Here is a 13,756-nt window from a genome sequence, read left to right as displayed (position 1 = left end):
CGTCGCGGGCCGAGGACGTGCGCAGGGCGGGGAAGCGGTGTGCAGGGCCGCCGCCCGGGCACGGGTCGTCGCGGTGCCGCGGTTAGGCTGGAGGGTCGAGACCGGCGAGCCGAGGCAGGCGGCCGCCCGCGTCCGTCCCCCCACCCGACCTCCGACCCTCCCGGGAGCCGAGCACCATGACAGCGCGCGCGAGCACGGTCCGCGAACCCCTGCGGGCGGCGCACGCGAGCGGGGCGGCGACGCCGTGACGGCCCCCGTCCTCGTCGAGCGCGAGGCGGCTCCGCCCACCGGCCGTCCCCGGTCGCGCACGCGTCCCGAGATCCAGGCGCTGCGCGCGCTCGCGGTCATGCTCGTCGTGCTCTACCACCTGTGGCCGACCCGGCTGACGGGTGGGTACGTCGGCGTCGACGTGTTCTTCGTGATCTCGGGCTTCCTCATCACGGGCCACCTGCTGCGGGAGGCGACCACCTCGGGTCGCGTCCACCTCGCGCAGTTCTGGGCGCGCCGCGCGCGGCGCCTGCTGCCCGCGTCGCTGCTCGTGCTGGGCCTGACCGCCGTCGCGACGCTCGTGTGGGTGCCGCGCGCGCTGTGGCACGGGTTCCTCGTGGACACCGCGGCCGCCGCGACGTACGTCGTCAACTGGGCGCTCGCGGCGCAGTCCGTGGACTACCTGGCCGCCGACGCCGCCGCGTCGCCGGTGCAGCACTACTGGTCGCTGTCGGTCGAGGAGCAGTTCTACCTCGTGTGGCCGCTGCTGGTCGGGCTCGCGATCTGGTGGTCGGTGCGGCGGCCCGCGCGGCGTCTGGTGGCGGTGGGTGCCGTGCTCACGCTGACGACCGTCGCGAGCCTCGTCTGGTCGCTCCACCTGACCGGCGCGTCGCCGTCGACCGCCTACTTCGCGACCACGACGCGCGCCTGGCAGTTCGGTGCGGGCGGGTTGCTCGCCGTCGCCGAGCTCGTCCTGGCCGGGCGGGCGACCGGCCGCAGGGTCGCGCCCGACGCGCGCCGCGACCGGCTGACCGCGTTCGCGTGCGCCGGCGTGCTCGCCGTGGGCGTCGCGCTGATCGGGTGGGCCGCGCTGCGCTTCGACGGCGGGACGCCGTTCCCCGGCACCGCCGCGATCGTCCCGGTCGTCGGAGCGATCGCCGTGATCGCGGCGGGGGCGCCGTCGGCGACGCGCGTCGGCACCGGACCGCTCGGGCTGCGGCCCGTGCAGTGGCTCGGCGACGTGTCGTACTCGACGTACCTCTGGCACTGGCCGCCGATCATCCTGCTGCCGTACGCGCTGGGCCGGACGCTCCACACCGCCGACAAGCTCGTGCTGCTCGCCGTCGTGCTCGTGCTCGCGGGGGCGACCAAGCGCTGGGTCGAGGACCCGGTGCGCCACGCCAGCGGCCCTTGGCGCCGGCCGCGCGTGACGTTCGCGTGGGTGGTGCCCGCCATGGCGGTCGTCGTCGCGATGTCCGCGTGGGGCGTCCAGCAGGGCGACGAGGCCGCGCACACCGCGGCGCAGCAGGTGGCGGCGATCGAGAAGGCGCCGCCGAGCTGCTTCGGTGCCGCGTCGATGGACCCGGCGCTCGCGAACTGCCCCGACCCCGCGCTCAAGGACGTCATCGTCCCGAACCCCTCGACGGCCTCGGGCGACTTCGCCGGCGTGTCGTGCTGGGTCAGGAACGACTCGGCGGCCCTCGAGAGCTGCTCGTACCCCGCCAAGGGCGCCACCGGCCGCGTGCCGCACGTCGCGCTCGTCGGCGACTCGCACGCGCGCGCCATGCTGCCTGCGCTGATCGTGCTGGCGAACGAGGGCAAGCTCAGCCTCGACACGTACCTCAAGGGCAGCTGCCAGTGGTCCACCGCGGTGCCGGCGGGCGACAAGGCGACGGTCGACAGGTGCCTCGAGTGGCGCACGAAGCTCCACGGGCGGCTGACCGCTCACCCGGGCGAGTACGACGCGATCGTGACCGCCGCGCTGTCCAAGGAGCAGTTCCAGGTGCCGGCCGGCCAGACCCGCGAGCAGTACGCGAGCCGCGGGCTCGCCGCCGCGTGGAAGCCGCTCGCCGAGGCGGGCGTGCCGATCGTCTACATCCGCGACAACCCGATCCACACGTCCGACCCGAACACCTGCCTGCAGACCAAGGGCAAGGATGCGCCGCAGCGGTGCGACATCACGCGCAAGCAGGCGTTCGCGACACCGGACCCGCAGGTGGCGGCCGCGAAGCTCGTGGGGTCCGACGTCTCGGTGATCGACCTGACGAGCTTCTACTGCACGGCGACCACCTGCCCGGCGGTCATCGGCGGCGTCGACGTGTACCGCGACCCGCACCACGTGACCGAGACGTACGTGCGCACGCTCGCGCCGTACCTCGGCAAGCAGCTGTTCGCCGACCTGGCCCGCGGCCGCGGCTGACCGACCGCGGGCCGCGGCCCGGCCTCAGCCCTCGGTGGCCCGGCCGGCGTGGCGCTCGAGCGCGTCGACCGCGCGCTCGGCCGCGTGGCCGTCCTGCAGCGCGCAGCACCGGACGCGGAACGCGGACCAGTCCGGCGCCGCGTGCGCACGCAGCGCGGTGACGAGCTCGGCGCGGTCGACGGCCGGCGCCGGCGTCACGGCGCGCAGGTCGTCCGGCGTCCCCGTGCCCGCGGCCCGGCCGATCAGGTGCACGTCGCCGCGCGTGAGCACGAGGTCGAGTGCGCCCGACAGGTGGTTCGTCACGTGCGTGTCGGCTCCGACCACCGCGGTGAGCACCGCGACGGGGACCGCGACGTCCCGACCGTCGGCGCCGGCGCGGCGCACCCGCCGGCCCTCGGACGTCAGCACGGCGTACCCGGCGCCGAGGTCGCGCGCGAGCGCTCCGGTGTCGACCCGTGCGATGCCCTGCGGCACGGGCGACCACAGGACGACCCGCACGTCGTCGGCGAGGCCCAGCACCGCCGCGAGCTCGGCGCGGACCGCGGCGGCGTCCGCACGCACGAGCGCGTCGGCACCCGGGGTGCCCACCCCGGCGACCTCACCGGGGTAGCCCAGGCCGCGCCGGAGTGCGGGGGTGGCCCACGACCCTGGGCTCAGCAGGAGCGACCACTGGCCCGCGTCGTGCACGAGCTGCGCGAGGTCGGTCGGTCGGATGCTGCCGAGGTCGTGGCCGATCCGCCCGAGCGGTCGCGCGTGGCCCGTCTGCAGCACGGTCTGACCGGGCCGGCGCTCGAACGCGGCGGGCAGCGGTCCGTCGCACACGACCAGGCGGGCGCGGCCGAGCGTCTCGTGGAACGCGCGCGACCCGACGAGCAGGGTGGGCGCGCCCTCCGGCGTCGCGACGGAGGCGTCACCGACGGCCCAGAGCACGCGGTCGGCGCTGCCCCGCCGCGCGAGCTCGTCGACCACGGCGCGCGGCGACTCGAGCGCTCCGTCGCCGGTCTGCAGCACCACGACCTCGTCGGTGAGGGGCGTCTGACGCGTGAGCGCAGCAGCCTCGGCCGCGACGCGACGTCGCCGGCCCCGGCCGGTCTCGTCGGGCGCGAGCGCGGGTCGCACCTTGACCGCGACGCGGTCGCCGCTCGCCGGGCTCAGCTCGACCAGGCCCTCGGGCGTCGGCACGCGCTGCGGCAGCAGCGCGGACGCGTCGGGCGTGAGACGCGCCGCGCCGCCCGTGTCGGTCCCCGACCAGACGAGCGCCGGCCGGGCATCGGCCGGCAAGGGGCGGCGGACGCCGTCGGAGGAGGGGGCCGTGAGCGGCACCGTGGCCGTGAAGCGCGCGCCGTCGCGGCGCACCGCGTGCCGGACGTCGTCGCGCGCTCCGCCCTCGGCCGGCTCGAGCCCGAGCGAGGCGTCGGTGACCGTCCCGCGCACCGTGCCCGCGACCTCGAGCACGGGGCCGGGCGCGACCGCGAGCGAGTCGACCTCGAGGCCGGTCGACGCCGGCTCGACGACCAGCCGCCCGCGACGATCGGCGCGTGCCGCGACGCCGGCCTCCGAGAACGACGCGGGCGCGTGCGGGACCGACCACACGACGGCAACCGAGCCCGCGGCGGTGCTCGCCCGGACGGTCCGCCGTCCGCCCTCGGCGGGCACCGCGATCCGCAGCGTCGCGCCGTCGGACCGGTTCTCCACCTCGACGAGGGCCGCCTCGTCGGACGGCTGCAGCGACGCCGACCGCACCGGTCCGGTCGCCGCGACCTCGACGACCGCGACGTCGCCCTCCCACCGCACGGCCGTCGCGCGCACGGCGGGGTGCGTCACGCGCAGCTCGACGGGTTCGCCACCACCGCCGGCCACCTGGAGCAGCACGCCGCCGTCGAGGGCGCGGGCCGGCGTGCGGGGCGCGGATGCCCGCGCCACGACGGGACGCTCGCCCTCGTCGCCGGTCGTGACCCGCCACCCCAGGTCGCCCGGCACGTCGAGCAGCCGGCGCACGGGCACCCGGGCCGCGAAGCCGCGGCCCGCCGCGGTGTCGGGCGCCTCGGGAACCTCCGCCGCGACGGTCGGGAGGTCGACCCGGGTCGTCCCCGCGAGCCGGGCGAGCGGTGCGAGCCACGCGCGGCTCGCGGCGCGGGCCTGCCACCGCGACGGTGCGGTGAGCGTCAGCGTCGCGGGAGCGTCGCCGGGTCCCGTGGTCCAGCCCGTGAGCACGAGGTCCTCGCCGTCCAGGTCGACGCGCCCGACGGCCGTCTCGTGGCGGGTCCCGTCGGCGGCGACGGCCGCGGCCGGGAGCGCGCCACCCGGCGTGAGCGCCGCGGGCACCTGCACCGCGCGCACGCCGTCGGCCCCGACCGTCGTCGGCAGGTCGCCGGCGTGCTCGGCGAACCAGGCGTCGACCGCGGCGGCCTCGGCGAACCGGCCCGCGCGTGCGAGCTCGAGCTGGGCGCGCCTCCGGACCGGCACTCGCCGGCGGACGGCGTCCGACGCCGCACCGAGCCACCGCTCGACCGCCGCGCCGAGCAGGGAGCGGAACTCGTCGTCGGCGTCCGGCGCCGCCGCGACGTACAGGGCGAGGTCCAGCGTGAGGACCTTCTCGACGAACGCGTCGAGGACCGCCGAGCCCGCGGCGCGGAACGGCGGCTCCGACCCGTCGAGGGCGAGCAGCCGGTCGCGCAGGTTGCGCGTCTCGCTGCGCCGCTGCGTGATCGAGACGCCGCTGTCGCGGTACCGCCACACGTAGGTGGGCACGCCGACCACGTCGACCGCGCGCGCCACGCCGAACGCCCGCGCGACCGTCGCCATGTCCTCGTAGAGCACGCCCTCGCCCCACCGCAGGTCGTGCTCGCGCCAGAACGAGGTCCGGAAGACCTTGTTCCACGCGGTCGTGTCCTGCACGAGGACCGGGTCGTCCGCGAGCCGGGTGCGCAGGCGCCGGCGGGCCAGCGCGGCCTCGTGCGGTGGGGAGGGCAGCAGGGTCGCGCCACGCATCCGGCGCACGTTCCCGCTCGCGACGTCCGAGCCGGTCGCCTCGAGCGATCCCGCGAGCGCCGTCAGGGCGCCGGGGAGCACGACGTCGTCGCTGTCTGCGAACAGCAGGTACTCGCCGGTCGCGAGGGCGGCGCCGCGGTTGCGTGCCGCGCCCAGCCCCGCGTTCTCGAAGCCGTGCACCCGGACGCGAGGGTCGCGCGCCGCGAACGCGTGGGCGACCTCGAGGGACGCGTCCGTCGAGCCGTCGTCGACGACGACCACCTCGAGCGAGGGCCAGTCCTGCTCCGTGATGCTGACGAGGCACGCGTCGAGGTACTCCTCGACGTCGTAGACCGGCACGACGACGGAGACGAGGGGCCTCGCGGCGGCGCGCGGGTCGGGTGCTGGCACGTCGGCCCATGCTAGCCAGCCGTGGCGGGCCGCCGCCGCTCGGGCGCCACGCCGGCGGCTACCCTGGCGCTCGGCGCGGCCCACACACCCCGCGGCCGCCGGAACCCGAGCCCAGGAGCCCCATCGTCATGCGCGTCGCCGACGACGTCCGCCACCTGCTGAGCAAGTCGATCGGCGTCGTGCAGCACCGCATCGACCACCGCACGGTGCGCGCGCGCCTCGCGGCGCGCGGGCCGCTGCCGGCGCCCGTCGAGGCGGTGCTCTACTTCGCGGACCTGCCGGTCAACCTGTACCAGCTGCGCCAGTGGTACGAGCCGATGCGCGTGCTGGGGGAGCGGCACCCGGTCGCGGTCGTCGCGCGCTCGCCGATCACGGCGAAGGTCCTGCTGGCGGAGTGCCCGCTGCCGGTCGAGTACGTGCCGTCCATGGAGGCGCTCGAGCCGTGGCTCGCCCGCCAGCACGTCGGCGCGTTCTTCTACGTCAACCAGAACGCGGCGAACTTCTCGACGATGCGCATGACGGAGCCGGCGCACGTCTTCGTGTCGCACGGCGAGTCCGACAAGGCGTACATGGCGTCGAACCAGCTGCGCGCGTACGACTGCACGTTCGTGGCGGGGCCGGCGGCCGTGCGGCGCATCGAGGCGGCGGTCTACGACCTCGATCCCTCGCGGCTGCTCGAGATCGGCCGGCCGCAGGTCGACGTCGACTGGCCCGGTCCCGACCTGCCGGACGACGGCCGGACGACGGTCCTCTACGCGCCGACGTGGGAGGGCGACCGCCCGTCGATGAGCTACTCGTCGCTGCTGACCCACGGCGAGGCGCTCGTCACGTCGCTCACCCGGACCGGCCGCCACCGGGTGGTCTACCGGCCGCACCCACGCACGGGCGTGCAGGACTCGCGGTACCGCGCGGCGCACCGGCGGGTCGTGGCGGTGCTCGAGGCCGCCAACCGGGCCGACGCGGCCGCGCGGCACGTCGCCGACACCGGCCGCGACTTCGGCTGGCAGGTGCGCGCGGCGGACGTGTGCGTGTGCGACGTGTCCGCCGTCGCGTTCGACTGGCTCGCGTCGGGCAAGCCGATCGTGCTGGCGCGGCCCGAGTCGCCGACGGCCGTGCTCGGCTCGACGGGCCTGGCGGCCCGCGCCCCGCTGCTGACGGCCGCCGACGCGGCCGGCGCCGCCGAGCTGGTCGACCACGTGCTCGCGACGCCCGACCCGGCGGTCGCCGAGCTGACGCGCGACCACTTCGGCGACACCAGCCCGGGCGCGTCGATGGAGCGCTTCCTGCGCGCGGCGTCCCAGGTCATCGAGGGGCGCCACCGGGCCCAGGCCGAGCGTCACGCGACCGGCGCCGGCCACTGACGAGCGGCCGTCCCGGCTACCATCGGACGGTCCGACCGCGGCCCCGCGCCGCGTCGCGCACCCACCGGTACCCCCGCCGGCGGTCGACGAGCACGAGGAGCAACGGTTCCATGACGACTCAGGTGGCGATCCTCGCGGCAGGCATGGGCACCCGGCTGGGTCGTCCGTTCCCCAAGCCCCTCACGCCCCTGCGCGACGGTCAGACGATCATGGAGCAGCAGGTCAGCAAGATCCGCTCCACGTTCGCCGATGCCCAGCTCTACATCACGGTGGGCTTCAAGCTCGAGATGATCATGGAGGCGCAGCCGCGCGCCCTGTTCGTCTACAACGAGGTGTACGACCAGACGAACACGTCGAAGAGCCTGCTGCGGGTGCTGCGCCAGAGCGGCGACGGCGGTGTGCTCTGGATGAACGGCGACGTCGTGTTCGACCCGCAGATCCTCGAGCGCGTCCGCCCGCTGATCGAGGCCGGCACGTCCTTCGTGTGCGTGAACACCGCCAAGGTGGCGGAGGAGGAGGTCAAGTACACCGTCGACGGCGACGGGTTCATCGACCAGCTCTCCAAGAAGGTCGAGAACGCGCTCGGCGAGGCGGTCGGCATCAACTACGTCGCCGCGGCCGACAAGGCGGCGCTGATCGCGCGGCTCGACGAGGTGCCGGACCAGGAGTACTTCGAGGGCGGCATCGAGCTCGCGATCGCGAACGACGGCGTCAAGTTCACGCCCGTCGACATCTCGGACCTGTGGGCCGTCGAGGTCGACTTCGCGGACGACCTCGAGCGCGCGAACGAGCACGTCTGAGCGGCACCGGCACCGACCCGTCGCCCGCACCCAGCATGACGAACGACCACCCCTCCCTCGCCGACATCCGCCGGGTCGGCCAGCCGACCGAGATCCGCAGCCGGCGCACCGCCGAGCACTGGATCGCGCACGTGTACGGGCGGCGCGTGTCGCCGTACCTGTCGCTGACCGCGGTGCGGCTCGGCCTGTCCGCGAACGCCGTCACCTGGGTGATGCTCGCGGTCGGCTGGGCCGGCGCGCTCGTGCTCGTCGTGCCGGGCTGGCCGTGGGCCGTGCTCGCGCTCGTGCTGATGCACGCGCAGATGGTGGTCGACGCGGCGGACGGCGAGGTCGCGCGCTGGCGCGGCACGTCGGGACCGGCGGGCGTCTTCATCGACAAGCTCGCGCACTACAGCACCGAGGCGCTCGTGGCGCTCGCGCTCGGCGTCCGGGCCGCGGGCGGCCTGAGCCAGCTCGGGCCCGCGGCGTACGGCTGGACCACGCTCGGCGGGCTGCTCGCGGTCGCGCTGCTGCTCAACAAGGCCGTGAACGACCTCGTGCTCGCGTCGCGCGCGCAGACCGGCCGGCTCCCCGTCGAGGACACGGCCGCGGTCGCCGCCCCGCGCGCCGCGGGCCTGGCGCGGCTGCGCCGCGCGGCACGTTTCGTGCCGTTCTTCCGGCTGTTCCACGCGGTCGAGCTCACGACCGTGATCGCGCTCGCGGCGGTGGTCGACGCCGTGGCGGGCGGCCTCGGCGCGACGCGGGTCGCGCTCGTGGCGTTGGTCGTCGCCGCGGGGCTCTCGGCGTTCGGGCACGTCGTCGTGGTGCTCTCGTCGTCGAAGCTCCGCGCATGACGGCACCGCGCATCGGCGTCGTCGTCCTGACGCAGGGTCGCCGGCCGGACGACCTGCGTCGCGCGTTCGAGAGCCTGCTCGCGCAGCACGACGTCGAGCTCGACGTCGTGTGCGTCGGCAACGGCTGGGAGCCCGTCGACCTGCCGGCCGGCGTCCGGCCCGTGCACCTCGAGGAGAACCTCGGCATCCCCGCGGGCCGCAACGCGGGCGCCGCGCACGTGGGCGGCGAGCTCCTGTTCTTCCTCGACGACGACGCGCAGCTCGCCGGCACCTACGACCTCGCGGCGATGGCGGCGCGGTTCGCGCTGCATCCCCACCTCGGCCTGCTGCAGGCGCGCGTCGAGACGACCGACGGCTCGGACGCGCCGCAGCGGTGGGTGCCGCGGATGGGCTCGCCGGACCCCAACCGGTCCGGCCCGGTGTTCTCCGTCTGGGAGGGCGCGCTGCTGGCGCGCCGCGCGGCGTTCGACGCCGCGGGCGGCTGGGCGGACCCCTACTTCTACGCGCACGAGGGCATCGAGCTCGCGTGGCGCGTGTGGGACGCGGGCTACGTGGTCTGGTACGCGGGCGACCTCCGCGTGCTGCACCCGCCGGTCGACCCCCGTCGTCACTCGCAGTACCTGCGGCTCAACGCCCGCAACCGGGTGTGGCTCGCGCGCCGGAACCTCCCGGTCGTGCTGCGGCCGCTCTACGTCGGCACGTGGACGGCCGTGCAGCTGGTGCGCGGCGCGCGCGGGCGCGACGGCGAGGGCATGCGCCAGTGGTGGCGCGGGTTCCGCGAGGGCTTCGCGGTCGACCCGGGCGGCGTGCGGACCATGTCGTGGCGCACGGTGGCGCGCATGAGCCGGTACGGGCGGCCGCCCGTGGTGTAACCCGAAAGGGTGAACTCTCCGTGAATGTCGGAGGCGCAAAGCGTCCGAATCCCGGTGAACGGGACGTCTGGGACGCGACACCGTCCCGAGCGGGTGCGACCCTCGGCGGATGTCCTCGCAGACCTCTGCCGCGACCGCTGCGGCGCGCCGGCCGATGCCGCGCGTCGTCGTCGCGCTCGCGATCGCTCTCGGCCTCGTCGTGGCCGGTCTCGTGGCGGCGCCCGCGTCGCCCGCCGCAGCGGCGACCGCGGGCCCCTCGCTCGTCGCCGTCCCGGGCGCGACCACGATCTCGACCGAGTGGTCGAAGGTCGCCGGCTCGACCGGCTACGCGCTCCAGGTGAGCACGTCGTCGACGTTCAAGTCGCACACCAAGACGCTGCGGACCTCGGGGACCCGGCTGTACGTCAAGGGCCTCACGGTGCGCAAGACGTACTACGTGCGCGTGCGCTCGACGAGCGGCGTGAAGAGCTCGAGCAGCAGCGTCCGCAAGGTCGTCACGACCACGAGCGCCGTCGGGTACACGCAGGCGAAGGTCACGGCGGCCGGCATCGACAAGATCAAGGTCAGCTGGCCGCGGCTCAAGCGCGGCACGCGCGTGGTCGTCACCGCGTCCTACAGCAACGACGTGCTCGCGACGACCGGCAAGCACTGGTCGACCTCGTCGATCCCGTCGACGCGGACGTCGACCGTCGTGACGATCCCGTCGTCCTACCGCTCGAAGGTCGGCTCGGTCTCGGGCAACCCGGTGTACGTCCGGGTGTTCTTCTACAACGGGAGCAAGCAGAGCAAGTCGCCCGTGGTCTTCGGCTGGGCGAGCCCCACGTCCGTCACGGGCACCACCGCCGACCGCCTGACGTTCGCCACGTGGAACGTCGGCAACTACGGCGCGACGCTGAGCCTCGCGGGCCACACCTGGGACGACCGCCGCGCCGCGGTGGCCGCCGGCATCGTGCGCGCCGCGCCCGACGTGCTGACCGTCCAGGAGCTCTCGACCGCGAACGTGCGTGGCGTCGGCGCGACCGCGGTCTACCAGTACCAGGACCTCGCGAACCTGCTCGCGCCGCACGGGTACCGGATGGCCCTGCCGGGCGTCGCCAAGGCCGGGGCGGGCGCCGCCCGCGAGTCGCACATCTTCGTCGACGCGAAGGTCGGCGTCATCGCCGCGGGCCTGACCTCGCAGAAGAGCGTGGCGCACACCTACTCGCCCACGACCCCCTTCGTCACCAAGACGGGCAGCGCCGAGACGGACCGCCAGTTCGAGTGGGCGCACCTGCGCAACGTCGCGACGGGCGCGGACTTCTACGTCGTCTCGATCCACCTGCCGACCGGCTCGGCGAGCCAGACGGTCAAGGTCCGCAACGCGATCACCGGCGGCATGCGCTCGTGGATCGAGGCCAAGGCGGCCGCCGATGGTCGCGCGTCGGCGCCGATCGTCGTGGGCGGCGACTTCAACTCGTACGTCGAGGCCTACCCGTCGGGCCCGACCACGCAGCTCGCGTCGTGGGGCTACACCGACTCGGTGTCGACGACGTCGCGGTCGGGGACGAAGTACGGCTCGACGAACAACTACGCCGACGACGGTTACCCGGCGAAGCCGTTCCGCTACACGTACGTCGGTCCGCGCATCGACCACCTCTTCGTGCGGCACGGGTCCGGCGTCGTGAAGTACGTGAACGAGGTGGTGCTGACGTCGAGCGGCACGTTCGACGAGCGGTACCGGGGGTCCGACCACAACCTGCAGCTGGCCGTTCTCTCGCTGCGCTGAGACCGGCTTCCACCACTCGGTCGGACCCTGGTCGTCGGCCGGGACAACCGTCACACTGGGCCTCATGCGTCACAGGGGTCACAACGCCGTCACCCGCGCCCGCCGGCTCGCCGCGGTCGCCACCACCGTTCTCGCGGCCGTCGCGCTGCTCGTCGTGGGGCTGCCGAGCGCGGCCGAGGCGGCGACGGGGGAGCAGCTGACGATCTCCTCGGCGTCGTCGGTCCACCTGGGCAGCGGCGTGACCATCAGCGCCGGCTGGACCAAGGCAGGCAAGCCCGTGACGGGCACGCTCAAGCTGCAGCGCAAGTCGGGCACCAGCTGGGTCAAGGTCGCGAGCACCACGGTGACGAACGGCAAGGGCAGCCTCCGCGTCACGCCGGCGGCGACGACGACGTACCGGTGGCGTTCGACCACGGGCGCGAGCCCGGCGAAGACCGTCACGGTGATCCGGAGCTGGATCTCGTTCCAGGCGCCCACCGCCGTGCTGCCCGTCGGCAAGTCCGTGACGCTCAACATCGCGATGACCCTCGACGGCAAGCAGTCGGGCCGCGCCGTCACGCTCCAGCGCAAGTCCGGCTCCAGCTGGGTGACCGCCGCCAAGCTGACGCTCCCGGCCCCCGGCAAGGGCTCGGTGACGCTCAAGCCCACGAGCACGACGACCTACCGGATCGCACGGGGCACGATCCACAGCGCCGCGCGCACCGTCACGGTCGACCGCGACTGGTCCGCGATCGCGCTCTCGTCGACGTCGCTGCCGAACTCCACGTCGACGACGACGGCGACCATCAGCTGGTACGCCGCCGGCAAGGCCGCGACGGGCTCGATCACGCTGCAGCAGAAGACCGGCTCGACGTGGTCGACGGTCAGGACGGTCGCGGTGACCAAGGGCACGGCGACCCTGTCGCTCAAGCCCGTGACGCCGCGCTCCTACCGCGTCGTGGCGCCGACCTCGACCAGCGCGGCCGTGAAGGTGAACGTCGCGGTCACCACCTGGCCCAGCTACACGATCCACGGCTCCGGCTGGGGTCATGGCGTCGGCATGTCCCAGTACGGCGCGTACGGCATGGCGCAGGCGGGCAACGACGTCGCGCACATCCTGGGCCACTACTACGGCGGCACCACCGGCACGGCCTCGAAGGTGGCGCTGGACGGGAAGTCCGCGTCGACGACGATCGCCGTGCAGGTCTACGGGCCCGACGCCGACTACGGCAGCTCCTACGCCGACAACCAGAAGTCCGTGACGGCGACCGTCAACGGCGGCTCCTGGACGCTCGTCGACGGCAGCGGCGCGGCCCTCCCGGCGGCGTGCACCGCGAAGACCGGCACGGTGACGCTCAAGGCCGTCGGTACGACCGCCGCACCGAAGATCAGCGCCTACGCGGGCACCTCGACCACGGCCGCGTGCTCGGCCACGTCGATGAAGCTGACGTGGGCCACGGTCTCGGGCGGCAGCTCGACGCCGTACGTGACGCTCGCGGGCCCGTCCGGGGCTCGCGGCGCCCAGGGCGCGTACCGGCACGGCTCGCTGACCATCAGCCAGCTCACGGTCGGCGGCTCGACCTCCGTCAACGTGGTCAACACGCTCAAGCTCGAGACGGAGTACCTGTACGGCATCGCCGAGATGCCGTCCTCGTGGGCGCAGAACGGCGGCGCCGCGGCGCTCCAGGCGCAGGTGATCGCCGCGCGGTCCTACGCCGAGATCCAGCTCAAGGCGGGGCTGCGCTCCGACTGCGGCTGCAACCTCGTCGACGACGCTCGCGACCAGAACTTCACGGGCTGGAAGAAGGAGAACGAGGGCACCAGCGCCGTCTACGGCAAGCTCTGGGTCGCGGCCGTGAACGCGACGGTCGACTCGTCCGGCCAGGGCAAGGTGCTCGAGGACCCGAGCGGCAACGTGCTGCGCGCGTACTACTTCTCGTCGTCGGGCGGGGCGACGCTGAACAGCGAGGACGTCTGGGTCAGCGCGCTCGACTACCTGCGCTCGGTGTCCGACCCGTACAGCAAGGCCGCGGGGGTCGACAACCCGTACGCCTCGTGGACCGCGACGCTGACCCAGGCGAACGCCGCCAAGCTCTTCGGGCTCACGAACGTCGTCAACATCTCGCTGACCCACTACGCGGGCGGCGGCCTCAAGTCGATGACGGCGACGTCGTCGACCGGGGCCACGTCGACCATCTCCGGCAAGACCGAGACGATGCGCTCCAAGCTCGACGCGTACGCGACGGGCGCCGTGCGCGCCGCCTGGGTCTCGTCGATCACCGGGACCGCGTAGAGCGCGACCGGAGCCACGACGCACGAAGCGCGCGCCGCCCGCGAGGGTCGGCGCGCGCTTCCGTC

General features: G+C 74.5%; 8 protein-coding genes. 7 read left to right on the top strand and 1 reads right to left on the bottom strand.

What is annotated here, in order from left to right:
• Positions 1-244: 244 nt before the first annotated feature.
• Entirely contained in the window at positions 245-2,407 is a 2,163-nt protein-coding gene (locus tag QRT04_RS03705; protein ID WP_289453583.1) for an acyltransferase family protein, read from the top strand.
• A gap of 24 nt (positions 2,408-2,431) precedes the next feature.
• Here QRT04_RS03705 and QRT04_RS03700 read toward each other — a convergent pair whose 3' ends face one another.
• Entirely contained in the window at positions 2,432-5,788 is a 3,357-nt protein-coding gene (locus QRT04_RS03700; protein ID WP_289453582.1) for a glycosyltransferase, read from the bottom strand.
• A 128-nt stretch (positions 5,789-5,916) separates the two neighbouring features.
• On the opposite strand from QRT04_RS03700, the gene QRT04_RS03695 reads away from it, so the two are divergent.
• The 6 genes from QRT04_RS03695 (at position 5,917) to QRT04_RS03670 (ending at position 13,691) form a co-directional block, all read left to right on the top strand.
• Complete coding sequence (locus tag QRT04_RS03695) at positions 5,917-7,149, top strand: CDP-glycerol glycerophosphotransferase family protein (protein WP_289453580.1); 1,233 nt, start codon at positions 5,917-5,919, stop codon at positions 7,147-7,149.
• Positions 7,150-7,259: 110 nt separating this feature from the next.
• A complete protein-coding gene (locus QRT04_RS03690; RefSeq protein ID WP_289453579.1) occupies positions 7,260-7,949 on the top strand; it encodes a phosphocholine cytidylyltransferase family protein in 690 nt (229 codons plus the stop codon).
• A gap of 35 nt (positions 7,950-7,984) precedes the next feature.
• Positions 7,985-8,782 carry a CDP-alcohol phosphatidyltransferase family protein gene (locus QRT04_RS03685; protein WP_289453577.1) on the top strand — a complete coding sequence of 266 codons (798 nt, stop codon included), beginning with the start codon at positions 7,985-7,987 and terminating at the stop codon, positions 8,780-8,782.
• A complete protein-coding gene (locus QRT04_RS03680; RefSeq protein ID WP_289453575.1) occupies positions 8,779-9,654 on the top strand; it encodes a glycosyltransferase family 2 protein in 876 nt (291 codons plus the stop codon). Before QRT04_RS03685 ends, QRT04_RS03680 begins: the two co-directional genes overlap by 4 nt.
• 109 nt (positions 9,655-9,763) lie before the next feature.
• On the top strand, positions 9,764-11,419 hold the full coding sequence (locus QRT04_RS03675; protein WP_289453574.1) for an endonuclease/exonuclease/phosphatase family protein: 1,656 nt from the start codon (positions 9,764-9,766) through the stop codon (positions 11,417-11,419).
• 64 nt (positions 11,420-11,483) lie between these two features.
• A complete protein-coding gene (locus tag QRT04_RS03670) occupies positions 11,484-13,691 on the top strand; it encodes a SpoIID/LytB domain-containing protein (RefSeq protein WP_289453573.1) in 2,208 nt (735 codons plus the stop codon).
• Positions 13,692-13,756 lie beyond the last annotated feature (65 nt).

Source organism: Cellulomonas alba (assembly GCF_030362835.1).
Classification (GTDB): Bacteria; Actinomycetota; Actinomycetes; order Actinomycetales; family Cellulomonadaceae; genus Cellulomonas; species Cellulomonas alba.
Note: the sequence above shows the minus strand (reverse complement) of the source record. Positions and strands in the feature narration are given on the sequence as shown.

Bases quoted from the DNA above. Each gene is read 5' to 3' on its own strand.
- QRT04_RS03675 (WP_289453574.1), top strand. From the start codon at position 9,764: ATGTCCTCGCAGACCTCTGCCGCGACCGCTGCGGCGCGCCGGCCGATG.
- QRT04_RS03690 (WP_289453579.1), top strand. From the start codon at position 7,260: ATGACGACTCAGGTGGCGATCCTCGCGGCAGGCATGGGCACCCGGCTG.
- QRT04_RS03680 (WP_289453575.1), top strand. From the start codon at position 8,779: ATGACGGCACCGCGCATCGGCGTCGTCGTCCTGACGCAGGGTCGCCGG.
- QRT04_RS03695 (WP_289453580.1), top strand. From the start codon at position 5,917: ATGCGCGTCGCCGACGACGTCCGCCACCTGCTGAGCAAGTCGATCGGC.
- QRT04_RS03685 (WP_289453577.1), top strand. From the start codon at position 7,985: ATGACGAACGACCACCCCTCCCTCGCCGACATCCGCCGGGTCGGCCAG.
- QRT04_RS03670 (WP_289453573.1), top strand. From the start codon at position 11,484: ATGCGTCACAGGGGTCACAACGCCGTCACCCGCGCCCGCCGGCTCGCC.